The organism is Shewanella pneumatophori (assembly GCF_023283895.1).
GTDB lineage: Bacteria > Pseudomonadota > Gammaproteobacteria > Enterobacterales > Shewanellaceae > Shewanella > Shewanella pneumatophori.
In genome coordinates this window covers 216,749-238,975 of the sequence record NZ_JAKILB010000002.1, presented here as the reverse complement: position 1 = coordinate 238,975, position 22,227 = coordinate 216,749, and the positions used below count along the sequence as shown (strand labels likewise).

General features: G+C 43.4%; 19 protein-coding genes, 1 pseudogene and 2 riboswitches. Of the genes and pseudogenes, 7 read left to right on the top strand and 13 right to left on the bottom strand.

Going from position 1 to position 22,227, the window contains the following annotated elements; genetic code table 11:
* Window positions 1-49 precede the first annotated feature (49 nt).
* Window positions 50-1,227 (top strand): annotated as a pseudogene (locus L2740_RS04050) (IS3-like element ISSpi4 family transposase).
* A 66-nt stretch (window positions 1,228-1,293) separates the two neighbouring features.
* Here L2740_RS04050 and L2740_RS04045 read toward each other — a convergent pair.
* From L2740_RS04045 to L2740_RS04000, 10 genes are all read right to left on the bottom strand, one after another.
* Window positions 1,294-1,503 (bottom strand): hypothetical protein, encoded by a 210-nt coding sequence (locus tag L2740_RS04045; RefSeq protein ID WP_248948844.1) that lies wholly within the window; start codon window positions 1,501-1,503, stop codon window positions 1,294-1,296.
* On the bottom strand, window positions 1,500-2,048 hold the full coding sequence (locus tag L2740_RS04040; protein WP_248948843.1) for a TnsA endonuclease N-terminal domain-containing protein: 549 nt from the start codon (window positions 2,046-2,048) through the stop codon (window positions 1,500-1,502). Before L2740_RS04040 ends, L2740_RS04045 begins: the two co-directional genes overlap by 4 nt.
* Before the next feature lie 304 nt (window positions 2,049-2,352).
* Window positions 2,353-2,970 carry a cob(I)yrinic acid a,c-diamide adenosyltransferase gene (cobO, locus tag L2740_RS04035; RefSeq protein ID WP_248948842.1) on the bottom strand — a complete coding sequence of 206 codons (618 nt, stop codon included), beginning with the start codon at window positions 2,968-2,970 and terminating at the stop codon, window positions 2,353-2,355.
* A 277-nt stretch (window positions 2,971-3,247) separates the two neighbouring features.
* Entirely contained in the window at window positions 3,248-4,816 is a 1,569-nt protein-coding gene (locus L2740_RS04030) for a cobyric acid synthase (protein ID WP_248949079.1), read from the bottom strand.
* An 84-nt stretch (window positions 4,817-4,900) separates the two neighbouring features.
* Entirely contained in the window at window positions 4,901-5,446 is a 546-nt protein-coding gene (gene cobU / locus L2740_RS04025) for a bifunctional adenosylcobinamide kinase/adenosylcobinamide-phosphate guanylyltransferase (protein ID WP_248948841.1), read from the bottom strand.
* The gene (locus tag L2740_RS04020; protein ID WP_248948840.1) at window positions 5,443-6,222 is read right to left on the bottom strand and encodes an adenosylcobinamide-GDP ribazoletransferase; all 780 of its coding nucleotides are present in this window, start codon (window positions 6,220-6,222) and stop codon (window positions 5,443-5,445) included. Before L2740_RS04020 ends, cobU begins: the two co-directional genes overlap by 4 nt.
* 10 nt (window positions 6,223-6,232) lie before the next feature.
* Window positions 6,233-7,261: a nicotinate-nucleotide--dimethylbenzimidazole phosphoribosyltransferase gene (gene cobT / locus L2740_RS04015; protein WP_248948839.1), complete on the bottom strand. Its 1,029-nt coding sequence runs from the start codon at window positions 7,259-7,261 to the stop codon at window positions 6,233-6,235.
* Window positions 7,262-7,298: 37 nt separating this feature from the next.
* Window positions 7,299-8,351 carry a FecCD family ABC transporter permease gene (locus L2740_RS04010; protein WP_248948838.1) on the bottom strand — a complete coding sequence of 351 codons (1,053 nt, stop codon included), beginning with the start codon at window positions 8,349-8,351 and terminating at the stop codon, window positions 7,299-7,301.
* On the bottom strand, window positions 8,335-9,243 hold the full coding sequence (locus L2740_RS04005) for an ABC transporter ATP-binding protein (protein WP_248949078.1): 909 nt from the start codon (window positions 9,241-9,243) through the stop codon (window positions 8,335-8,337). The genes L2740_RS04010 and L2740_RS04005 overlap by 17 nt, the downstream gene beginning before the upstream one ends.
* Before the next feature lie 171 nt (window positions 9,244-9,414).
* Window positions 9,415-9,568, bottom strand: a riboswitch (cobalamin riboswitch).
* A 110-nt stretch (window positions 9,569-9,678) separates the two neighbouring features.
* Window positions 9,679-10,302: a histidine phosphatase family protein gene (locus L2740_RS04000; protein ID WP_248948837.1), complete on the bottom strand. Its 624-nt coding sequence runs from the start codon at window positions 10,300-10,302 to the stop codon at window positions 9,679-9,681.
* Between the two features lie 244 nt (window positions 10,303-10,546).
* On the opposite strand from L2740_RS04000, the gene metH reads away from it, so the two are divergent.
* A complete protein-coding gene (gene metH / locus L2740_RS03995) occupies window positions 10,547-14,302 on the top strand; it encodes a methionine synthase (RefSeq protein ID WP_248948836.1) in 3,756 nt (1,251 codons plus the stop codon).
* Window positions 14,303-14,460: 158 nt separating this feature from the next.
* On the opposite strand, the gene L2740_RS03990 is transcribed toward metH, so the two are convergent.
* The 3 genes from L2740_RS03990 to L2740_RS03980 all read right to left on the bottom strand — a co-directional run bounded on the left by L2740_RS03990 (window position 14,461) and on the right by L2740_RS03980 (window position 17,441).
* Window positions 14,461-15,201 (bottom strand): hypothetical protein, encoded by a 741-nt coding sequence (locus L2740_RS03990; RefSeq protein WP_248948835.1) that lies wholly within the window; start codon window positions 15,199-15,201, stop codon window positions 14,461-14,463.
* Window positions 15,202-15,440: 239 nt separating this feature from the next.
* A complete protein-coding gene (gene gfa / locus L2740_RS03985; protein ID WP_248948834.1) occupies window positions 15,441-16,040 on the bottom strand; it encodes an S-(hydroxymethyl)glutathione synthase in 600 nt (199 codons plus the stop codon).
* Between the two features lie 351 nt (window positions 16,041-16,391).
* Complete coding sequence (locus L2740_RS03980; protein WP_248948833.1) at window positions 16,392-17,441, bottom strand: flavin-containing monooxygenase; 1,050 nt, start codon at window positions 17,439-17,441, stop codon at window positions 16,392-16,394.
* A gap of 461 nt (window positions 17,442-17,902) precedes the next feature.
* Between L2740_RS03980 and L2740_RS03975 the strand changes: the two genes are divergently transcribed.
* The 5 genes from L2740_RS03975 to L2740_RS03955 all read left to right on the top strand — a co-directional run bounded on the left by L2740_RS03975 (window position 17,903) and on the right by L2740_RS03955 (window position 22,153).
* The gene (locus L2740_RS03975; RefSeq protein ID WP_248469723.1) at window positions 17,903-18,157 is read left to right on the top strand and encodes an HP1242/YdcH family protein; all 255 of its coding nucleotides are present in this window, start codon (window positions 17,903-17,905) and stop codon (window positions 18,155-18,157) included.
* Window positions 18,158-18,415: 258 nt separating this feature from the next.
* Window positions 18,416-18,515, top strand: a riboswitch (purine riboswitch).
* A gap of 95 nt (window positions 18,516-18,610) precedes the next feature.
* The gene (add, locus tag L2740_RS03970) at window positions 18,611-19,606 is read left to right on the top strand and encodes an adenosine deaminase (protein ID WP_248948832.1); all 996 of its coding nucleotides are present in this window, start codon (window positions 18,611-18,613) and stop codon (window positions 19,604-19,606) included.
* Between the two features lie 403 nt (window positions 19,607-20,009).
* Window positions 20,010-20,747, top strand: a complete 738-nt coding sequence (locus L2740_RS03965) for a basic amino acid ABC transporter substrate-binding protein (RefSeq protein ID WP_248948831.1) — start codon at window positions 20,010-20,012, stop codon at window positions 20,745-20,747.
* A gap of 7 nt (window positions 20,748-20,754) precedes the next feature.
* Window positions 20,755-21,435 (top strand): amino acid ABC transporter permease, encoded by a 681-nt coding sequence (locus L2740_RS03960; RefSeq protein WP_248948830.1) that lies wholly within the window; start codon window positions 20,755-20,757, stop codon window positions 21,433-21,435.
* Complete coding sequence (locus L2740_RS03955) at window positions 21,428-22,153, top strand: amino acid ABC transporter ATP-binding protein (RefSeq protein WP_248948829.1); 726 nt, start codon at window positions 21,428-21,430, stop codon at window positions 22,151-22,153. Before L2740_RS03960 ends, L2740_RS03955 begins: the two co-directional genes overlap by 8 nt.
* Window positions 22,154-22,227 lie beyond the last annotated feature (74 nt).

Sequence of the window (22,227 nt, the reverse complement as noted above, 5' to 3'; positions counted from 1 at the left end):
CACCTAGTTAGAGGTGATATCATTACCTCATAAGTAAACAGGTGACACTATGACGAAACGTACAAGAAGACTTTTTAGCGCAGAATTTAAACTTGAATCAGCTCAATTAGTGCTAGATCAAAATTACTCAATTGTTGAAGCCGCTCAAGCTATGAACGTGGGTAAATCGACCATGGATAAGTGGGTTCGGCAATTAAGAGAAGAGCGACAAGGTAAGCAACCTAAAGCATCACCTATATCACCAGAACAAATTGAAATTCGAGAGTTAAAAAAGCAACTAGCTCGCCTCCAGGAGCACAACGAAATATTAAAAAAAGCCACAGCTCTGTTGATGTCGGACTCACTGAACAATTCTTAATAATTGAGAAACTCAGGCAGAGCTACAGCATAAAAACATTATGCGAAGTGTTCAGTATTCATCGTAGTAGTTACAAGTATTGGAGAAAACGGCCAATAACCATAAACGCAGATAAAGTAAAGCTTCGAAGTCTAGTTAGCGAAGTACATACTGCAAGTAACGGCTCGGCAGGAGCTAGAACGATTGCAGATATGGTTAGCCAGCAAGGTATCTCGTTAAGCCGTTATCGCGCCACTAAGCTGATGAAGGAGCTTGGTATAGTGAGTTGTCAGGTTCCTAAGCACAGATACCGAAAAGCGACACTAGAGCACATCGAAATCCCTAATCACCTAGGTCAACAATTCGCTGTCACCGCTCCGAATGAAGTTTGGGTTGGTGATGTCACCTACGTGTGGGCAGGTAACCGCTGGATGTACTTAGCGGTTGTGATTGATCTATTTGCTCGTAAAGTCATTGGCTGGGCTATGTCGTTATCACCTGATAGCCGTTTAACGGGGAAAGCGCTTTCGATGGCCTATGAAGGGCGTGGAAAACCTAAAGGTGTTATGTTCCATAGCGATCAAGGGACTCACTATACAAGCAGAAGATATCGACAACTATTATGGCGATACCAGCTCAAGCAAAGTTTATCTCGACGTGGGAACTGTTGGGATAATAGTCCAATGGAACACTTTTTTAGGAGCCTTAAGACAGAATAGATACCACCAATAGGATATCGTAACTTTGCAGAAGCTCAGCAAGAAATTACACGATACATAATTGGATATTATTGTCAGCTTCGCCCGCACCAATATAACGGCGGACTGACACCTAATGAATCAGAACGATTGTTTTGGTTAAACTCTAAGATCGTGGCCAATATTAGTTGACCACTACAGTACGCCAATTAGGTCGTTTTTCTGTATTGCCTTCAAACAGCTTATCAAGAATTGGGTCTAGTTTTTTTGCGTCCAGCCTCCTGAGTTTTCCTGCTCAATAAAACTAATTAGTTTGTATTTATCGAGCGCTTTTTCTTTAAGGAAGTTCAGGAAAGTATCAAGATCTCGCTTAACTAACTCTGTATCATCTAACTTAACGTATTGAGCTGGGGGATCTGGCTTTTTGGCAGATGTAGACTCTGTGAACTCATCTTCAAAGTCCATCATGTATTACACCAAATAGATGGATTGCAAGTAAGGTCGTCTTGATTCAAATCAGCTTTTACCAAGCCTTTATTCATTAACGAATAAAGAAAAGAACGGGTTTCAGCGATCGGAAGTTTATATTCACTCGCAATATCATGAAGTTGAACTTTACCTGACTTTCGAATCAACTGGAGCAACTCATGTTGAATATCGGTCACGCCATAAATACCAGAGTATCGGTGTAGTAATTTGAGGTTATTTAAGATTGGATTTACACGGATTTGCTTATCTGTGACGAGTATAAGCTCAGTGCCAAGTACCCGAGCAGCCTCTTTTTTAGCTACAAACTTTGCTCTAAAAACTGGATCGAATGTCTTACTGTAAGGTTTATATTCATGAAACTTTGTCGTCCCATCAATATAGCGAAGTATCGCGTCAGGTGTATAAGGTAATCTTTTACCCTCAAAACAGTAATAAAAGCCTTCAGGCTGACTGCCAAAAGTCTCGATAGTCTCATTATATTCATGATGGAAACATGCATCGAACTCCAATGTGCTCTCACACATTATCGTTCCGCTGACTTTTACACTCGCGAATTTAAAAACGTTTTTATTAGGCGAAGGCTTACGTAAATTCCGAATATACATGCACAAAACTTGAGCGACATTAGTACACTTAGCGTACAGCCGCTCGGTATTTTGTCAAATTTGTCAGGCTATGCTTTAACTTTAAACTCAAGCAATTGATTTATATAAAATTGAATTATGTACTTAAAATACAAAACACCATTTTATGTCAAACTATGCTTTAAATTTGTCAGACTATGGTTATCTTATGTCAATGTATGCTTTCAGCGACAATAGCCATTTTTTAGTAATCGAAGCCGGGCTGTGCTTTAACTCCTGCCTCAAATGCGTGTTTTACGACTTGCACTTCGCTCACAGTATCTGCAAGCTCAACGATTGCTCTGTGACACGCTCTTCCGGTAACAATCACATGCTGCATTGGCGGGCGATTCTTTAGCGCTTCAATCACTCTATCCACTTCTAAATAGTGGTAGCTCACCATATAGGTCAACTCATCGAGCATAACTAAATCGATACTGTCATCTTGCAGTAGTTTTTCGGTGGCTTCCCATGCTTTAACGGCAGCAGCAGTGTCTTTTTCACGGTCTTGGGTTTCCCAAGTAAAGCCGGTGCCCATAACATGAAATTCAACACCAGCACCTTCAAGTAATGTGCGCTCACCACAGTCCCAGTTACCTTTAATAAACTGCACTACAGCCGCTTTTTTACCGTGGCCTACTGCACGAACTACTGTGCCAAAACCAGAAGTGGACTTGCCTTTGCCATTGCCAGTTAATACCAGCAAAATACCTTTTTCTTCTTGGGCGCGAGCGATCTTAGCATCTACGCCCTCTTTGATCCGTTGCTGACGGGCTTTATGACGCTCTGCTTTCACTGCATCGGCCGATTTATTATCAGTCATTATTCCGTTCCTATTTTGTCCCTGAAAATCTGTTTTATTAAACTCACATCTACTAGGTTGTTTAAATTCAAAGCTGTCAAACTATCACCAATTTAATAACAATCTAGTAGCAAGCAAATACAAGCGCAACCTCAGCATTGGCGAGGGTTTAAGCAATTTAAATTATGATGAATGCGTATCATATTTTAATTGTTTAGTTGACGCTCAAATAACGTTTAACCTTTGCGCATAATGGCTATTTTTAATGCGTCACGCCACTGCTCTACTAAATGTTTATTTAGCTTGGATCCCAGATCTTGTTAACAAGATCGAGATCTAGGTGCTGCTCTAGAACATCGGCCAGTCGATCCAATTGCTGTTCGCGTACTTGATTAACATCGACGACTTCTGCGTCTTGCATTCCTGCCCACTTCAAAATCAATTGGCATGCAGTTGGCGAATCAAATAGTCCATGTACATAAGTACCTAATATTTGGCCATCATTCGATAACATACCTTCTGGTGCAGCAGGCGCTTGGTTGTCATTAACCTTGCTAGCGTCAATCGTCGTTTCAGCTGTTGACGCTAATTGAGAGTCGTTTTTAGTTCGTAATTTTAAAGGTTGAGTCAACGGCATTAATGAGCGTGAACGGCCGCAATGGATCTCATACCCTGCAACCTTTGCGGTCTCACCAAGTAGGCTCAAACTGCCCTCAACTTGTTGCAGAATTTTATGACTCGTTAGCTCGGTCGCTAGCGGCAATAAACCAAGCCCTTCACTATTACCCGGACTATCTTCTATCCCTTGGGGATCATCAATAATCATCCCCAGCATTTGGTAACCGCCACAGATCCCCAGCACTTTACCGCCATAACGCAGATGCTTTTCAATGGCACTATCCCAGCCTTGCTGACGAATAAAATCAAGGTCGGCGCGAACGTTTTTACTACCTGGGATAATGATTAAATCAGCTTGTGGAAGTGTATTAGCGCCTTTATTTAAATTTTGTGCCTGAGTCTGCAACGACACATAATTAAACTCGATTTGCGGGTGTAATCTTAGTGGGTCAAAATCGGTATGATTGCTAATACGTGGCAGCACAAGTACTAACACTTTAAGTTTGGTTTCTGATAATTTTTCAGGCGCGGCAATTAATGCATCTTCAGCATCCAAATGCAGATCGTGCAAATAAGGTAACACCCCAAGTACTGGCTTTTGGGTGTAGTTTTCTAGCCAATCTAGGCCACCTTGTAATAAGCTAATATCACCGCGAAAACGATTTATCACAAAGCCTTTTACTCGCGCTTGTTCTGTTTCACTCAATAGTGCAAGTGTACCGACTAAGTGGGCGAAGACACCGCCTTTGTCGATATCAGCGATGATGATTACCGGGCAATCCACTTCCTCAGCAAAGCCCATATTGGCAATATCGCCTTCACGCAGATTAATTTCAGCTGGGCTACCCGCCCCTTCCACCAGCAGCATGTCGTAATCACTGGTTAATCGCTGATACGACTCTTTAACCACAGCCATAGCCTTAACCCGATAACCATTGGCATTTTTACCAAAGTAGTCTTCAGCTTCCATCTTCATCAAGGCTTTGCCATGGACGATGACTTGCGAGCCAGTGTCTGAGCTAGGTTTTAATAGGATTGGATTAAAGTCGATTTGTGGCTCTAGCTTACAAGCGACAGCTTGCAATGCCTGTGCGCGACCTATCTCGCCACCGTCTATGGTGACAGCACTATTAAGCGCCATATTCTGCGGTTTAAAAGGTGCGACTTTTTGCCCTTGTTTAACAAACAGACGGCATAAGCCAGCAACTAAAGTGCTTTTACCTGCATCGGAAGTGGTGCCTTGCACCATAAGTACTTTACACTCAGATTTGGCTTTATTGTTATCTGTTAATGCCACTTTCTCTGTCACTATCTCTGACATTTTAGCGCTCTCCTAACCTTTTAAATGCAGGGGCAAGCCTGCCGTCACTAAGGTGACTTTATCTGCAATTGCAGCAATATCTTGGTGTAGCCAACCGGCCTCATCAACAAAGCGGCGGCTAATTTCGCCCATGGGCACAATGCCGCAACCGACTTCGTTACTCACCAAAATCACAGTACCAGGAAGCTTGGCTAAGCCCTGTAAAAAGTCACTTTTAACTTGTTGCCAGTCATTATTCTCACGAAAAAGATGATTGCTGAGCCACAAAGTTAAACAATCAACTAAGATCACGCTGTCGTTGGTTGCATGGCTTTGTAAGGCCTGAGTTAACTCGAGCGGACACTCTATGGTTTGCCAAGCAATTGCGTCGCTTTGACGTCCGTTTTGATGGTGTAAAATACGCTGCTGCATCTCGTTATCGAGCGCTTCTGCAGTAGCAACATACCAGCAAGGTTTAGCGGCCTCAGCAGCTCCCGTACCAGTCACACATTGGAGTACTTGTGATTCTGCATAGCTGCTTTTACCGCTGCGCGCGCCGCCTAAAACAAAGTGGATCACCAGCTTACTCCCAATATCAATAGCAGTAGATAGCAAGCTAGCTCAGAGCCTTGCTGCGCTGCGCCTAGTGTGTCTCCTGTATAGCCCCCAATCTGCTTTCTAAATAATCTTACAAAGCCATAGCGAACAATGACTAATGCAGCAATCAATACTATGGCTTGCATCATGCTCACAAGCAGTAAAGCAAGCACGCCTGTGGCTAATAAAATCGACAGTTCATTTAGCCCTTGTTGCTGGGCTAACGGCTTACTTTTGCTGGTGTCTGTATCACTGACATACTCTTCTGAGAAGATAAAACTCGCTGCTACCACTCGGCTCAAACAATGGCCTAACAGCAACGCTAAACTGACACTACTAGGGTCAAATAATGCCAACTCGGTAAGTAATTGCCATTTAAGGATAAGCGTTAACACCAGTGCTAATGCACCATAACTGCCAAGGCGTGAGTCTTTCATAATGTTAAGCTTGGCTTCTACCGTCCAACCGCCACCGAGGCCGTCAGCCGTATCTGCAAGACCATCTTCATGGAATCCACCTGTCACCAGTACGCTAGTGATCATCGCCAAAACAATGGCAATGGATGGCGACACCCAATGCAGCATCACGGTATACACCAACGCACTAATCGCACCCACCAACAAACCCACTAAGCCAAAGTAACGGCTAGCTTTATTGAGCTTATCTGCATCGACCTCAATCCATTTTGGCATTGGAATACGGGTAAAAAATCCCATTGCGATAAAAAACAGATTGAGCTGCTTTTGCCACTGACTCATTGCAACCGTCCTAGATATCTATGCCTGCATCTTCAAAACTGGCCATTTGATTATAAAAGTTAGCTGCGGCTTGGATCAGCGGTAACGCCAATGCAGCCCCCGTACCTTCACCCAACTTCATGCCAAGCTTTAGCAAAGGTTTAGCTTGTAAAAACTCCAGCATTAAGTAATGACCTTTCTCGTCAGACTGATGAGCAAAAATCATGTAATCGCGCACATTAGGGTTAATCTTTACGGCCGCTAGTGCTGCTGCGCTGGCAATAAATCCATCGACGATGATCAGCATATTACGCTCGGCAGCAGCCAGCATAGCACCTGTCATTTGCACAATTTCAAATCCACCTACACAAGCAAGTACCTGCATTGGGTCGTTCAACTCGCTATGGTGTAATAGCAATGCTTGCTCAACTAACATCTTTTTACGCTTATAAGTCGCAGCGTCAATGCCGGTACCGCGGCCAACACAATCTTCGCCTTTAATACCAGTTAAAGCAGACATCATTACCGCTGCCGATGTAGTGTTGCCAATGCCCATCTCGCCTAAGCCAATTAAGTTACAGCCATTTTTATGGTGTAAATCAACTCGGGCTGTCGCCATTTCAAAACCTTGTTTAACAGCACCTAACGTCATAGCAGCTCGTTTGTGAATCGGGCCCGTACCTGCGCCTAAGCGCTGATTAATCACACCTTCAACATTTTCTAGCGGCTTTACAATACCGCAATCAATCACTTCTAAGTCAAAGCCCACTTGGCGAGTAAACACGTTGATTGCTGCGCCACCTTGCATAAAGTTAACCACCATTTGTGTAGTCACTTCACTTGGCGCAATTGACACGCCAGAGTCTGCAATACCGTGGTCAGCAGCAAACACCATCATCTTAGGATTACAGATTTGCGGCTTATCTTTGCCTAGCACGCGGGCAATTTGCAGCGCCAATGTTTCTAAATCACCTAGGGCGCCAAGTGGCTTAGTTTTGGTGTCTATTTTTTGTTGAATTTCACTATCAAATTCAGTATCAACCGGTTTTATATCAAACATCTTTAATCCCTTGACCACTTAACTTGGGCGTTAATCGTTAAATACGCTTGGCGTTACGACTCGCTAAAATAAATAAAAAGAAGATACTGCCCATAACCGAGGTAATAATGCCTACGGGTAGCTCTTGGTAACTCAATAAGGTCCGTGCAAGTACATCTACCCAGACCATAAATAATCCGCCCACCAGCGCAGTTAACAATAGTGGATAACGTCCAGGAAACAGCAAGCGCACGGTGTGTGGCACCATTAGACCGATAAAGCCAATCCCACCACAATTTGCCACTAAAATCGCGGTGATCAGCGAGCAAAGTAATAGCATATTCAGCCGTAAATGACTGACGTTAATGCCTAAGGTATGGGCGGTTTCATCACCGGCACGCATGGCGACAATTTGGCGTTTATTAAGTAAAATTATCAGCATGGCAATGAGTACTACCGCTGCAGGGAGCCACAAACCTTGCCAACTGGCTTTAGCAAAACTGCCTAAGGTCCAAAACAACACTGAAGCAGCAGCTTGTGGACTGGAGAAATACAACATAAGACTGGCCATGGCGCCAAACATAAATGAAATCGCCACCCCAGAGAGCAACATGCGCTCCACTTGCGTACTTAAGTTACGTCCGCATAAACCTAGCACCATCACCACAGATAGGCTGGCGCCAATAAACGCCCCAACAGGTAAACTGAGCCATAAAATACTCTGGCTAAATAGGGTTAACGACACCACGGCGCCAAATGAAGCCCCCGATGAAATACCAAATAGATAAGGATCTGCCAGCGGATTACGGGTAACGGTTTGCAATACGCTACCGGCAATAGAAAGCCCTGCCCCAGCAATAAACGCCAACAATACTCGTGGTAACCGCAGCTCCCAAATAATGCGTTCACGCACCCCAAGCGACTCGCCAACAGTTAATAATTTATGGCTAAGTACGCTAAATACATCGGCAACACTTATGGTTGCGGCGCCAAAGCTGGTAGCCGCAAATGGTGTGAGTAAGGTTAAACATGCCAGCACGCCATATAGTAAATACTCTAGCGGCCGCCGGGCACTGCCAACGCCTTTTGAAAGGCTAATCGCCTGAGTCATCAAGGCCTCCTAGCGTTTGTGCTTTAGCTGCTTGATGCTCGCCACTCTCTTGGACATCATGACTTTGGTAGCCTTGATTTTGATAACCATTATTTTGGTAGTCATGATTTTGGTAGCCATAGAAATAACAGATAAGTGGATTACCGTGTTGAGGGTGCGGTTTTATTTCACAGCAAACATCAAACACCTTGGCAATGATTTGCTCAGTAAGTACAGCTTTAGGCTCACCTTTGGCCACGCATTGGCCATTATTAAGTAGCAGTAATTCATCACATAAAGCGCTAGCAAGGTTCAGGTCGTGAATCGATGTAATCACGGTAATATTAAGAGTACGCAACAGCTCCAAAGTTTGGATCTGATAACGAATATCTAGGTGATTAGTAGGTTCATCAAGAATAAGCAATTTTGTCCGCTGCACTATCGCGCGGGCTATTAGGGCTCGCTGTTTTTCACCGCCTGATAGACTTTCATAAGCTTGGTTAGCTTTATCAGTTAAACCGACCTTATCGAGAGCTTTAGCCACCTCTTCACGGTCTTGTTTATTGGTAAAATCAAACGCGCCTTTGTGGGGAGTTAAACCCAGTGCAATAAGCTGCGAGGTGGTCATTTCAAAATGGTGTGGTGTATCTTGTAAAACTACCGCAACCTGCTTGGCAAAGGCCTTGGCCGATAAGGCACTAATCTGCTGACCAAACAGCTCAATATTGCCAGAAGTTGGCGTAATAAAACGGTATAAACAGCGCAGTAAACTCGACTTACCTGCACCATTAGGGCCAATAATGCCCAGCATTTTGCCTTCAGCTAAGCTAAAGTCGATTGCCGATAAAATGGCTTTACCCGCGAGTTGCCAACTTAGATTGGTAACCGACAGCACAGTCTTTTCCTGCGACATCAGTTGTGAGTTTAACGCAGTGTTTAGCTGCGGGGTTGCCTCTGATTCAGCCATGTTTGGCAATCACCCAAGCAATACAGATCATGTCATTATCTCCCTCGAGTCGCCCGCTCGAGTTAATGTGCAGCTAACGATGTGCACTTTGGTTTATCAATACCGATTTAGATAAACCATATTCGATGAAGTTAGGCAGGTATCTGACTTAAAAGCCGCACATGTGTGCAGCTTTCTTACAGTTGCGGGTACAGTCCGGGCTAGGTCTTAGCAATAACTACGACTTCCGGTTCCCTTTATGCTGTTAAGCACCTAACTTGATTTATTACTTACGCTAAGCTTTCTTAGCGAGTAAAACTAATGTCGCAGTTTAGCATCATCCACCTATAGCTAACATCACCTTTGCTAATCGAGCAGATGCAAGCCACCTATTCGCTTTATTTACGCCCAATGCAGACTCAGGTGTTGCTCCTTGCCGTGGTGCAATACATCTATTTGTACTTTGGCGGCATAAGGCAACTTAAGTGCAGTATAAAAGCCGGCACAATTTGCCACGCCAAAGGCTTTACTCATTAAATAGCGCATCACGCCACCATGAGTCACCAACACTATCTGTTTGCCTTGATACTGCTCAAGCATGCTTTGCCAAGCTTGTTCAATACGCGCTTCGAAGTCTTGCATCGACTCACCATTTGGCGGTGCTGCAAGCCAAGGGTTAGCCCAGTAACTATCGAGTGCTTTGGCATCGGTTTGATATAGCGCATCAAATGTCTGCCCATCCCAATCACCAAAGTTGAGCTCTTTGAATCTGTCATCAATCCATACCGGTAATTGATGCGATGCGGCGAATGTTTTGGCAGGCTCAGCACAGCGCAACAGCGGTGAGCTAATCACGACGATAGGCGCAGCTTTAGGTGCTGACTCAGCGGCTAAAAAAAGCGCTGAAAATGCGTTTTGCATCTGCAACTTACCTTGCTCACTCAAGTTAACATCCACCTGACCGCGCAAAATATTGCCACCTTCACATTGGCCGTGGCGTAATAAGATAACTCTAGTGGTTTGCATGGTATCTAAGCATCCTCATTATTAATCATGCACTTACAAATTTTAACTAGCTTTTAATGCTGAAAAAGTATCATGCTTTAGCACTTGCACTTTTGAGTAAGCCTCACGTATTATGGACGTCTATACGTATAAATGTCCAAACAAATAAAAGTGCCGGTTAAATCAACGAGCGATTTAATCAAAAATAATGGGCATGATGCATAAATTACAAGAATAATCATTTGCGAACTGGTAGGAATTATCTATGGCAACCTGTACCCCAACAAATGCCTTGAGCGCTGTAGCACACACTCAAGACACTGCCGACAAGGTTTTAGCAGTACTTACCCAAAAGCTTCAAGACGGGATCCTTATTCTCGATGGTGCAATGGGCACCATGATCCAAGACCGCAAATTTGAAGAAGCCGATTTCCGTGGTGAGCAATTTAAAGATTGGCACTGCGATGTAAAGGGCAACAACGATATGTTGGTGCTGACTCAGCCAGAAGCGATTAAACAGATCCATAAAGACTATCTGCTAGCGGGCTCAGACATTATTGAGACCAATACCTTTAACGCTACACGTATTGCCATGGCCGATTACGACATGCAGGCACACTCTGCTGAGATTAACTTAGCAGGTGCTCGCCTTGCCCGTGAAGCGGCCAATGAAGTTGCAGCCGAAACCGGTCGTCACTGCTATGTTGCCGGCGTGCTGGGCCCAACCAACCGTACCTGTTCAATTAGTCCAGATGTTAATGATCCTGGCTATCGTAACGTTAGCTTTGATGAGCTGGTTGAAGCTTATATTGAATCGATTAACGCGCTGATAACTGGCGGCGCAGATTTGATCATGGTTGAAACCATTTTCGATACCCTTAATGCCAAAGCGGCGCTATTTGCCATTGAAACCGTATTTGATAAGCAAGGTTTCCGCCTACCTATTATGATCTCAGGCACGATTACCGATGCCTCTGGCCGCACCCTTACTGGCCAAACGACCGAAGCATTTTATAACTCATTGCGCCATGTTAAGCCATTATCTATCGGCCTTAACTGTGCATTAGGGCCAACTGAGCTGCGCCCTTATGTGGAAGAGCTATCTAAAATTGCTGAATGCTATGTATCAGCGCACCCTAACGCTGGTCTACCTAATGAGTTTGGTGGTTACGATGAAACACCAGAGCAGATGGCAGAGGTGATTGAAGAGTGGGCAGAGGAAGGCTTTTTAAACATTATTGGTGGTTGTTGTGGCACCACGCCTGATCATATCCGTGTTATTCGTGAAGCGGTAATTAAGCATTCTGCCCGTGGGCTGCCAGACATTCCGGTAGCATGTCGTCTATCGGGGCTTGAGCCGCTAACCATTGATGCCAACTCGCTATTTTTAAACGTAGGTGAACGCACCAACGTCACTGGTTCGGCTAAGTTTTTACGCCTGATTAAAACCGGCGAATATGAAGAAGCACTATCAGTAGCCCGTGAGCAAGTTGAGAGCGGCGCGCAGATCATCGATATCAACATGGATGAAGGCATGCTCGATGGCGTTGAAACCATGCATAAGTTTCTTAACCTCATCGCCTCTGAGCCAGATATCTCTCGTGTACCCATTATGATCGACTCCTCTAAATGGGAAGTGATTGAAGCTGGCCTTAAGTGCATTCAAGGTAAAGGCATCGTTAACTCTATCTCCCTAAAGGAAGGAGAAGAGAAGTTTATCGAGCAGGCTAAGCTAGTTAAGCGCTATGGCGCTGCAGCCATTGTGATGGCATTTGATGAAGTCGGCCAAGCTGATACTAAAGAGCGAAAAGTCGAGATCTGTACTCGTGCTTATAATGTATTAGTCGATAAAGTTGGCTTTCCACCCGAAGACATCATCTTCGACCCAAACATCTTTGCCATTGCCACAGGTATTGAAGAGCACGACAACTACGCCGTTGACTTTATTGAGGCAACTCGTGAAATCAAACGCACCTTGCCACATGCAATGATCTCTGGCGGCGTATCAAACGTGTCGTTCTCGTTCCGCGGTAACAACCCGGTACGTGAAGCCATTCACGCCGTGTTCCTGTATCACGCGATTCAAGCGGGTATGGACATGGGTATTGTTAACGCCGGTCAACTCGCTATTTACGATGATATTGACCCAGAGCTAAAAGAGCGCGTTGAAGCTATTGTACAGAACTTACCTTGCACCGTTAGCGATACCAATAACACCGAGCTGTTACTGGAAGTTGCAGAAAAATTCCGTGGTGACGGTAGTCAAAGCGTTAAAAAAGAAGATTTAGAGTGGCGCACCAAGCCAGTAAATGAGCGCTTAGCCCATGCGCTCGTAAAAGGTATTACCGACTTTATTGATGAAGATACTGAAGAAGCTCGCCAACAAGCCAGCCGCCCGCTAGATGTAATTGAAGGGCCATTAATGGACGGTATGAACATAGTCGGCGATCTATTTGGCTCTGGTAAAATGTTCCTGCCGCAGGTGGTCAAGTCAGCCCGAGTCATGAAAAAAGCCGTGGCCTACTTAAATCCATTTATCGAACTTGAGAAAGTAGAAGGCCAGTCAAACGGTAAGATCTTAATGGTTACCGTAAAAGGTGACGTGCATGATATTGGTAAAAACATTGTTGGTGTAGTACTCGCTTGTAACGGCTATGAAGTGATTGACCTTGGCGTAATGGTACCAGTAGAGAAAATCATCGAAGTGGCAATTGCTGAAAACGTCGACATTATCGGCATGTCAGGGCTAATCACCCCAAGCCTTGATGAAATGGTGCATAACGTTAAGAGCTTCCATAAAGCAGGCTTAACCATTCCATCGATTATTGGCGGCGCAACGTGCTCGAAAATCCATACAGCAGTTAAGATCGCGCCGCACTCACCAGAAGGCGCTATCTATATTGCCGACGCTTCTCGCGCAGTACCTATGGTATCTAAGCTGATTAATGACGACACTCGCCAAGCGACCATCGATGAGGCTTACGCCGAGTACGATATGATGCGTGAAAAACGTTTATCACAAACCAAGCGTAAAGAGATCACCAGCATCGAAGCTGCGCGTGAAAATCGCTGCCAACACGACTGGCAAAATTACACGCCATTTGTGCCAAATCAACTTGGCCGCCAAGTGTTTGATGACTATCCGCTGGAAGATTTAGTTGATCGTATCGACTGGACGCCATTCTTCAGAAGCTGGGAGCTGCATGGACATTTCCCAAGAATTTTAGAAGATGAAGTCGTAGGTGAAGAAGCACGTAAACTGTTTAGCGACGGTAAAGCCATGCTAGATAAAATCATCAGTGAAAAATGGCTTACTGCGAAAGCGGTTATTGGCTTGTTCCCAGCTAATACCGTTAACCACGACGATATTGAGCTATATACCGATGAGAGCCGCAGCGAGCTTGAGCTGACAACCCACCACCTGCGGATGCAGATTGAACGTGTTGGTAACGACAACTTCTGTTTAGCCGACTTTGTGGCGCCGAAAGACAGTGGTGTTGCTGATTATATGGGTGGCTTTGCTGTGACTGCCGGCCATGGCATTGACGAGCATGTAGCCCGCTTTGAAGCTGATCACGATGACTACAGCGCGATTATGCTTAAATGCTTAGCCGACCGTTTAGCAGAGGCCTTTGCTGAGCGTATGCATGAGCGCGTACGTAAAGAGTTCTGGGGTTATGCAGCCGATGAAGATCTCGATAATGAAGCGTTAATACGTGAAAAGTATAAAGGGATCCGCCCAGCACCGGGTTACCCAGCCTGCCCTGATCACACAGAAAAAGGCCTGCTGTGGGACTTATTAAAGCCTGATGAAACTATCGGCCTTAATATCACCGAGAGCTACGCTATGTTCCCAACCGCTGCGGTTTCTGGTTGGTACTTTGCCCACCCTAAGTCGCGCTACTTTGGGGTAACTAACATTGGCCGCGACCAAGTCGAAGATTATGCCGCCCGTAAAGGTATGAGCATAGAGGAAACTGAACGTTGGTTGATGCCGGTGTTGGACTATGACCCAGAGTAAGCAGCTCTTGAGTAAATAAAGCAAAAATTAAGCCCCTGAATAAGGGGCTAAATACAGAGAATGGCTTAGTTTGCAGGACAGCTTATCAGCTCCGTAAACTCAGCCTAATCTCAATAGCTAATCTAAAAAGCTTAAGCCCAAAAGCTAAACGCATAAACCTAACCAAGATTACTCATACAGGGCTTAATCAGTCCCGAGGCGTTATCATTATTAACGAGTAACGCCTTATACTGGTTAATATTCCTTTCAAGTTGCTGCATTAACCCCTCCGCCCCTTTGGCTGTTGTGCTCTCATATACCAAAGGCACCATAGTTAAGTTATGCGGCTGCGCCTGAGCATCAACATATTGCAACTGCGACCAAAATAAATTAGAGATAAGATGAAACAAACAGCTGCTGATCCCCAAATGCCGCATCTCTGGCACTACATAAGCGTAAAGTAAGTAACAACACACACCCACATGTCTATCATCACAGGTATTGCCATCTGCATACCAAGAGTCGAGTAAGCCCACATTAAAAGTGACAAAGGCGATTGGGGTTTGTTGCTGTTCTTCTAAAAAAGCCACCAGCTGATAATGCCTTTGATGGCCGCTGGGCGATAAATGACTAACTGGAATTAGGCTCTTAAATATTTGATGACTGATAAATTCATCATCTTGGCTTTTACTGCAAAAGTGCCGTTGAAGATCTGCAGCAGTAGTATGGGCTGGAGCATCATAAATACTCACACAGGGGATATGTGATAATTCATCTATCTTAACGGACGCAGGCGCCTGCAGACGTAGGTCTTTTTCAGCTAAGGTTTTGATAAACCCGCCTTGCAGTTGAAACTGGTTAAAATCATCCAATAAATGAAGTGAAGGAAATAACTGCGCCTTACTTTGATAAAAAGTCATAGACAACCCCAAATATAGCTGCGATTACCTGTAAAAATAGAACCGTTTTATAAATTACTTATTAAGTCAAAAAGGCATGCAAGCAACAAACTTAGTAAACTCAATACTCATTAACTATAGGTTCTATATATTTAACTGTAAAACCACTTGTCAGATAAAAAACAACTTATACGCAAGATTGTAGATAAAACACCATACCTACAACCCAAATTGTCATAGATATGGCGATGATTGGAGAGTTAGTCCTTTTTAGCTACATGGGTTGCGATAGCATCCATAAGCTCAGGTGATAAGCAATCGTAGGGCTCTAAGCCAAGCGCCGTTAGACGCTCACGAATAGCTGGCATGCTTTCAGACTTGGTTCCCGATTCAATAATAGATGATACAAACGCAGCAAATTTTGGCTCAGCCCAACCAGCCTGCTTGCTTAGTTCGGTATGAACAAAATCAAGACCAAAGAAAGGGTGCTCTTGATTATGAATACGGCCATACATGTGCACGCCACAATCTTTACAGGCATAGCGATTAATAGCCGCCTCAGGATCAACAACTGCAAGCTTGGTTTCATTCGCAATAACCTCTAGATTATCACGCGAAATTACAGCTACTTGTGAAAACAACGCCTCTTTTGGCTTCCAGCATTTAGAGCAACCACATACATGGTTATGTGCTGTCTGGGATGCCAACTTTACTTTTACCGGCTTACTCTTACAGTGACAGGTTAATGTGCCTCCTGTAAAAACGGGTAATTCGGTAAAAATACCATTATCAACAGCTGGGTGAATAAGAACTTTAGCTGGCTTATTACTTTTAAATAAACTCAATAATTTAGAAATCATAATCAACATAAATGGATATTTGGGTAACTTGAATCGTTGAACTATCGATTTCTAAATGATTATTTAGACGCTCAATCAAAATGCGATATAAACATATACCTTGCGAGCTCGACTCTTGAACAACGGGCTTGAGTGCGAGCAAGTATATGCAGATATAAAAACTTGATAAGTCCACTTAGAGGTAAAAGATTATTACCAAATTAACGGCAATCTTTGTGTTTTGCAGAAATTGAAGGCAAATTAACGCGGTATGTACCCTAGCGTGCCAATATAAAAAGCATAACCCTAAATACTATTCAGCCATTAACAGGTTATGCTTTATGAGGCTTTATGAAGTTGGTTTATACCAATTCACGCAGCTTGCTTTTCTAGAATATGCGTCATCAAGTAATTAGCATCTTTCCAGACACCACCCAGCGTTGCAGAGCCTCGGGTGTACAACCAAGGCAGCCCAATAAAGAATAAGCCATCGATATCTTTACTGACGCCGCGATAATTACTTGGGTAGTTCATTTCATCAAACGAGATGTCTTCAATCCAAAAGAAGTTAGGCTTAAAACCTGTCGCCCATATAATATTCTTAATGCTGCTTACACTGCCTTTTTGAAACTTGATACTGCAGTCATCAGCTGACAGGGTTCGGCCCATATGAATCACATTATCTTTTGCCAGCAATGACTTCACATCCGTGCCAATAACCGGCTGCACGCCCTTACTTAGCCACTGACCGATTTTGCTATAACGGTTAACCGACAAAAAGCCTATCTTAGTAAACCACCACCAAAGGGTTTTACCTAAAAAGGTCTGCGGAATAGCAGGGATTTTATCCGTACCAGAAAAATGCACTTTGCGTCCGGTATCAGCAATTTCCGATAAAATTTGCACACCGGAGTCGCCCGCGCCAACCACCAAGCAATCCCCCTTTTGCAGTTGTGCCGGACTTTTATAGTTCTCACTGTGAATTTGCTTCACATCTTTAGCGATGTCCGCATGGCAAGCTGGTGTATAGGGGGTATGAAACGGGCCGGTAGCAATAATCAGTTGCTTGGCTTGGTAACTTGCTGTGGCGCTAGTGATCTCAAAGATGCCATTTACTTTCTTAACTGAGGTAACTTTTTGATTAAATTCAATCGGTATCGAAAACTTATCGGCATAACTTTTTAAGTAATCCGCCACTTCATATTTATTAGGGTAATAGCCTTTTGGGAAAGGAAACGGCATGCCCGGTAAGTGGTTATATTCGGTTGGGGTAAACAGCTTTAAAGAATCCCAACGCTTTAACCAAGGTGCACCAATCTGTTCATTGGCATCTAAAATAAGGTAATCTTTATTATGTTGAGACAGGTTATAGGCCATAGCCAAACCAGACTGACCAGCGCCGATAATGATAAATTCTTTCATAATTTCCAACTGCATATGTCTTATTTTTATTATGCAGAGCATGATAACAGAACATCACCATATAACCTGATTTAGCCAAAAAATAGTCAAGCGGCAGAGTGTAAACATTTTATTTATTGCTAGGCCATTGTTATTGTTAAGCACAAAGGCTCACCTTGCTAACTGAGAATAAAAATATGCGCTACAAAATAGGGTTACAAGTTTTAGCCGCCTTGTTTATCGCGGTGCTAATTTTTTTCAATGTCCCCTATATGATTGATGTGTATCTATTAGCCATCGCCGCAACAGCCATAGGTGTTTATTACTTTTTCATCAAAAAATGAAAGCAGCCCCCCTTAGCTAAAAAGCTGCCAAGATCTCACTTTGCTATAAATTGCGGTGTTATAGTCAAAACCGTTGTAAATATTTCGTTCGTTATTTAGTCCCAGTAAGAAGTAAGTTCAGCACCTCAAGGAGCAACTATGTTAAATGAGAACCACGCGCTTATTTTCGACTTTCCAGAATTTAAACAAGACATTGTTTACTTGAACTATACCGACCAAGAGTTTGACAAGCTTTCCAAACAATACCATCTGCTTGATTATGACATTCGTCAGTTAGAAATCGCCGGCAGCCCTACCGATGACGAACATATGCACCAACTCAAAGTGCAACGCGCTAACTTAAAAGATGTTTTATTCCATAAGCTGCAAGCTCACCATAACGAATCGAAGTAACTCTAGCGAGAAAAGCACTGAGCACTGTCAATTCAACTAAAAATAAGCCAAGGCGATAACGTTATCCTTTTGGCTTTAATCTCTTTTTCTAATCATCTCTTATTGCGACTAAACTCAGCCTAGTCGCCTTTAAGGGAAAAAAACTGCGCACTATATAGCTAGAAAGTGCGTGCTTAAAGCAGATTTTGTGTTAGGCAAACAATGCCCCCTCAGGCCTTATTTGTTATTAGACTCTTTCGCAACTAGCTTAATGAGTGCTAATATTGACCGTTAACACTTCGTATAATCTCAATGATATGGTTTGAGAGTTTCTACCAAGAGCCCTAAACTCTTGATTATGAAGACTTTACTTTATGTAATGCTAACTAAGTAATATTGTTTCTATTTTGTGCAGCAAAATATGAATCGTTATTTGCCTATAGTTGGTATAACCACTTAATAAAGGAGAGCTTCATGAATTTTCTACAGCTACCTAAAATTGATCTTCATTGCCACCTAGACGGTAGCGTACGTCCGCAAACAGTTATCGACCTTGCTAAAATCCAAGGCACAGCTATTCCTAGCGATAACGTTGACGAGATGAAAGCGCTAATGGTGGCGCCTGAATCTTGCCCAAATCTCGATGAATATCTAACTCGCTTTGCACTGCCGGTATCGGTTATGCAAACAGAAGCGGCATTAGAGCGTATTTCGTTTGAGCTATTTGAAGACGCTGCAAAAGAAAACGTGAAGTACCTAGAAGTCCGTTTTGGCCCACAATTACATCGTAAGCAAGGCCTTAACTTTGAGCAGATCATTGGCAGTGTTGTCAAAGGTATGCGCAGAGCTGAAGCCCAATACGATATTAAGGGTAACTACATCCTGTCGATTATTAAGGTGCTACCAAAAGATGACATCAATGATGTGATCGACGCTGGTGCTAAGTTCCTTGATAACGGTGTCGTCGCATTCGACTTAGCAGCAAGTGAAGAGCCTGGCTTTTGCCATGAATACATTCCTTACGCTAAGTACGCGTTAGAAAAAGGCTACCGCATTACAATTCATGCCGGTGAGCAAGGTGTAGGTCAAAACGTGTATGACGCCATTGCGTTACTAGGCGCTGAACGTATTGGACACGGTATTCATATTAACAGCCACCAACAAGCGTACGACTTAGTGCGCTCTGAAGCGGTTGCACTAGAAACCTGCCCAAGCAGCAACGTGCAAACCAAAGCTGTTGAAAATTTAGCAAGCCATCCATTTGGTGACTTTTATCGTGACGGCCTATTGGTAACCATTAATACCGATAACCGCACAGTGTCTGATACTACGATGACTAAAGAGCTGCAGCTTGCGGTTGAGAAGTTTAATTTAACTGAGCAAGACTACATTAATATCTACAAAATTAGTGCTGAAAACTCATTTGCATCAGATGCAGTAAAGCAGCATTTATTGCAATTTGTTGATTAAGTTTTATTAGTCGTTCTTTAGCGAGTGTGAAGACGCACTCGCTAACTCCCACCGTCATTCAATTCCCCTAATCCGCTAATAACTGCCAAATATAGCGAGATTTAGATCGCAACCTGCTTAATTACTCATCGCTAAAACTCAATAACACATCATTGAACCCGCTGCTCGTATCAATAACTAAACATTCACTTTTACTTATATTTACCTTGTCACTCACCAACTGTAAATAAAACCAACAAACATTGTTAAATCTAAGTTAACCGCCACATTAAAACGTTCAAACCTTAACCATAAAAATCATTTAAATTGAATTTTTAGTCATTTATTTCGCATAACTATTGATTTATTTCAGTGTGAGTTTATAGTCGATGCCAGTTGAGTATTTTGATTAAGAGAATTTGAAATGAAGCAGTCAATAGCAGGTTTAGTAAGTGTAGGGTTAGCCAGTGTTTTGTTACTCGCAGGCTGCGGCAAAAGTGATGATGTACTTGTAGTAGGGACCAATGCCACTTTTCCACCATTTGAATATGTGGGCGGTGTAAGCGGTGATGAGATCCAAGGTTTTGACATCGACCTCGCTAAACAAATTGCAAAAGATGCAGGTAAAACCCTAAAAGTAGAAAATATGAACTTTGACTCGCTTATTGTTGCGCTAAATGCAGGCAAAATCGATTTCATTGCTTCAGGCATGACTATCACACCAGAGCGTCAAGCAAGCGTTGACTTCTCAGCACCATATTACGAAGCGACTCAAGTTGTATTGGTGAATAAAGACAACACCAGTATCAATAGTATCGACGATTTAAAAGGTAAACATATTGCCGTACAGCTTGGTTCAACTGGCGACATTATGGCAAAGACTTATAGTCAAAAAGTGACCGCGTTTAATACCGGCTTTGAAGCAGTAATGGAGCTTAAAAACAATAAGGTTGATCTCGTGCTTTTCGACAGTGAGCCCGCTATTAGCTTTTTGAATAAAAATCCACAATTGAAGATGGTTGAACTTGAATTTGACGCCGAGTTTTATGGCTTAGCAGTACCAAAAGGTCAAACCGAGCTGCTAACCACAATCAACAACAGCCTAAAAACCATGAAAAGCAATGGTGAGTACGACGCCCTTGTTACTAAGTACATGAAGTGAGCTACTGATGATTGATGCGATAACCACCTCTTTATTTACCCCCATTGGCGAAGATGGCCTAATCGGTATTTACCTTATCTTAAACGGCTTAAAAGTGACCTTAATTGTGACCTTTTTTGCCATGATTATGGGGTCGATTCTTGGGGTTGCCACCACTTTGATGAAAATGTCCTCAAAGTGGTACCTAAGCTGGCCAGCTAACCTTTATGTAAGCGTGATCCGTGGTACGCCAGTTGTTGTGCAGTTAGTGATCCTTTACTTCATTGTGCTAGCTTCATTGGACGTTGATAAGATCACCGCAGCAATTATCGCCTTTGGCCTTAACAGTGGTGCGTATATTTCAGAGATCATCAGGGCAGGTATTCAAGCTGTTGATAAAGGCCAAATGGAGGCGGCGAGATCACTCGGTTTGTCGCACTGGTCAACCATGAAGGAAGTGATTTTACCGCAAGCGATTAAGAACATTCTGCCATCGCTAGGTAACGAGTTTATTGTGTTGCTGAAAGAGACTGCGGTTATTGGCTTTATTGGCGGCGTTGACCTTATGCGGGCTGGAGAGATTATCCGTAGCCGTACCTTTGAAGACAGCGTACCGTTATTTACTTGTGCAATCATTTACTTACTACTGACGTATATCTTTACCTTTATGCTATCTAAATTTGAAACGAGGCTGAAACAAAGTGATTAAAATAAATAACTTACATAAAAGCTTTGGCGACAACCAAGTTTTAAAAGGTATTAGCGAGCAAATTAACAAAGGTGAAGTCGTTAGCGTAATTGGCCCATCAGGAAGCGGTAAGAGTACATTTTTACGTTGCATCAACTTGCTAGAGCAACCAACTCAAGGCGACATTCTAATTGATGGCCAATCAATTACAGCCAAAGGCGCATGCGTTGATAAGCTCAGACAAAAAGTCGGCATGGTGTTTCAAAACTTTAACCTGTTTCCTCATAAAACGGTTAAGCAAAATATCACGCTTGCGCCAGTCAAGTTAGGCGTGATGAACCAGCAACAAGCGGACGCAGAAGCCGATAAATTGCTGACCCAAGTGGGCCTAAAAGACAAAGCAGATGCTTATCCATCAAGCTTGTCAGGCGGACAAAAGCAACGGGTTGCTATTGCAAGAGCATTAGCAATGAAGCCTGAACTCATGCTCTTTGATGAACCAACATCGGCGCTCGATCCTGAAATGGTTGGTGATGTACTCGATGTAATGAAGTCATTGGCACAAGATGGCATGACCATGGTGATTGTCACCCATGAAATGGGCTTTGCTCGGGATGTGTCTGATAGAGTGATCTTTATGGATGGCGGTTATATCGTCGAGCAAAGCGAACCAGAAGCCTTATTTAGCAACCCTAAAGAGGCCAGAACTCAAGAGTTTTTAAGTAAAGTATTGCGATAAGCTTAACCGCTATGTTGCTGGCATTTGGGTAAAATAGTGACGCCTAATTGCCGCTTCTTTAAGAAGCGGCATTA

What these genes read in the sequence shown, in the direction of transcription:
- cobT (WP_248948839.1), bottom strand. Translation starts at nt 7,261, where the DNA reads ATGTTTGATATAAAACCGGTTGATACTGAATTTGATAGTGAAATTCAA.
- L2740_RS04030 (WP_248949079.1), bottom strand. Translation starts at nt 4,816, where the DNA reads ATGGTGCAAGGCACCACTTCCGATGCAGGTAAAAGCACTTTAGTTGCT.
- L2740_RS03960 (WP_248948830.1), top strand. Translation starts at nt 20,755, where the DNA reads ATGATTGATGCGATAACCACCTCTTTATTTACCCCCATTGGCGAAGAT.
- gfa (WP_248948834.1), bottom strand. Translation starts at nt 16,040, where the DNA reads ATGATTTCTAAATTATTGAGTTTATTTAAAAGTAATAAGCCAGCTAAA.
- L2740_RS04005 (WP_248949078.1), bottom strand. Translation starts at nt 9,243, where the DNA reads ATGTCGCAGGAAAAGACTGTGCTGTCGGTTACCAATCTAAGTTGGCAA.
- add (WP_248948832.1), top strand. Translation starts at nt 18,611, where the DNA reads ATGAATTTTCTACAGCTACCTAAAATTGATCTTCATTGCCACCTAGAC.
- cobO (WP_248948842.1), bottom strand. Translation starts at nt 2,970, where the DNA reads ATGACTGATAATAAATCGGCCGATGCAGTGAAAGCAGAGCGTCATAAA.
- L2740_RS03965 (WP_248948831.1), top strand. Translation starts at nt 20,010, where the DNA reads ATGAAGCAGTCAATAGCAGGTTTAGTAAGTGTAGGGTTAGCCAGTGTT.
- L2740_RS03975 (WP_248469723.1), top strand. Translation starts at nt 17,903, where the DNA reads ATGTTAAATGAGAACCACGCGCTTATTTTCGACTTTCCAGAATTTAAA.
- metH (WP_248948836.1), top strand. Translation starts at nt 10,547, where the DNA reads ATGGCAACCTGTACCCCAACAAATGCCTTGAGCGCTGTAGCACACACT.
- L2740_RS03980 (WP_248948833.1), bottom strand. Translation starts at nt 17,441, where the DNA reads ATGAAAGAATTTATCATTATCGGCGCTGGTCAGTCTGGTTTGGCTATG.
- L2740_RS04020 (WP_248948840.1), bottom strand. Translation starts at nt 6,222, where the DNA reads ATGAGTCAGTGGCAAAAGCAGCTCAATCTGTTTTTTATCGCAATGGGA.
- L2740_RS04000 (WP_248948837.1), bottom strand. Translation starts at nt 10,302, where the DNA reads ATGCAAACCACTAGAGTTATCTTATTACGCCACGGCCAATGTGAAGGT.
- L2740_RS04045 (WP_248948844.1), bottom strand. Translation starts at nt 1,503, where the DNA reads ATGATGGACTTTGAAGATGAGTTCACAGAGTCTACATCTGCCAAAAAG.
- L2740_RS03990 (WP_248948835.1), bottom strand. Translation starts at nt 15,201, where the DNA reads ATGACTTTTTATCAAAGTAAGGCGCAGTTATTTCCTTCACTTCATTTA.
- L2740_RS04040 (WP_248948843.1), bottom strand. Translation starts at nt 2,048, where the DNA reads ATGTGTGAGAGCACATTGGAGTTCGATGCATGTTTCCATCATGAATAT.
- L2740_RS04010 (WP_248948838.1), bottom strand. Translation starts at nt 8,351, where the DNA reads ATGACTCAGGCGATTAGCCTTTCAAAAGGCGTTGGCAGTGCCCGGCGG.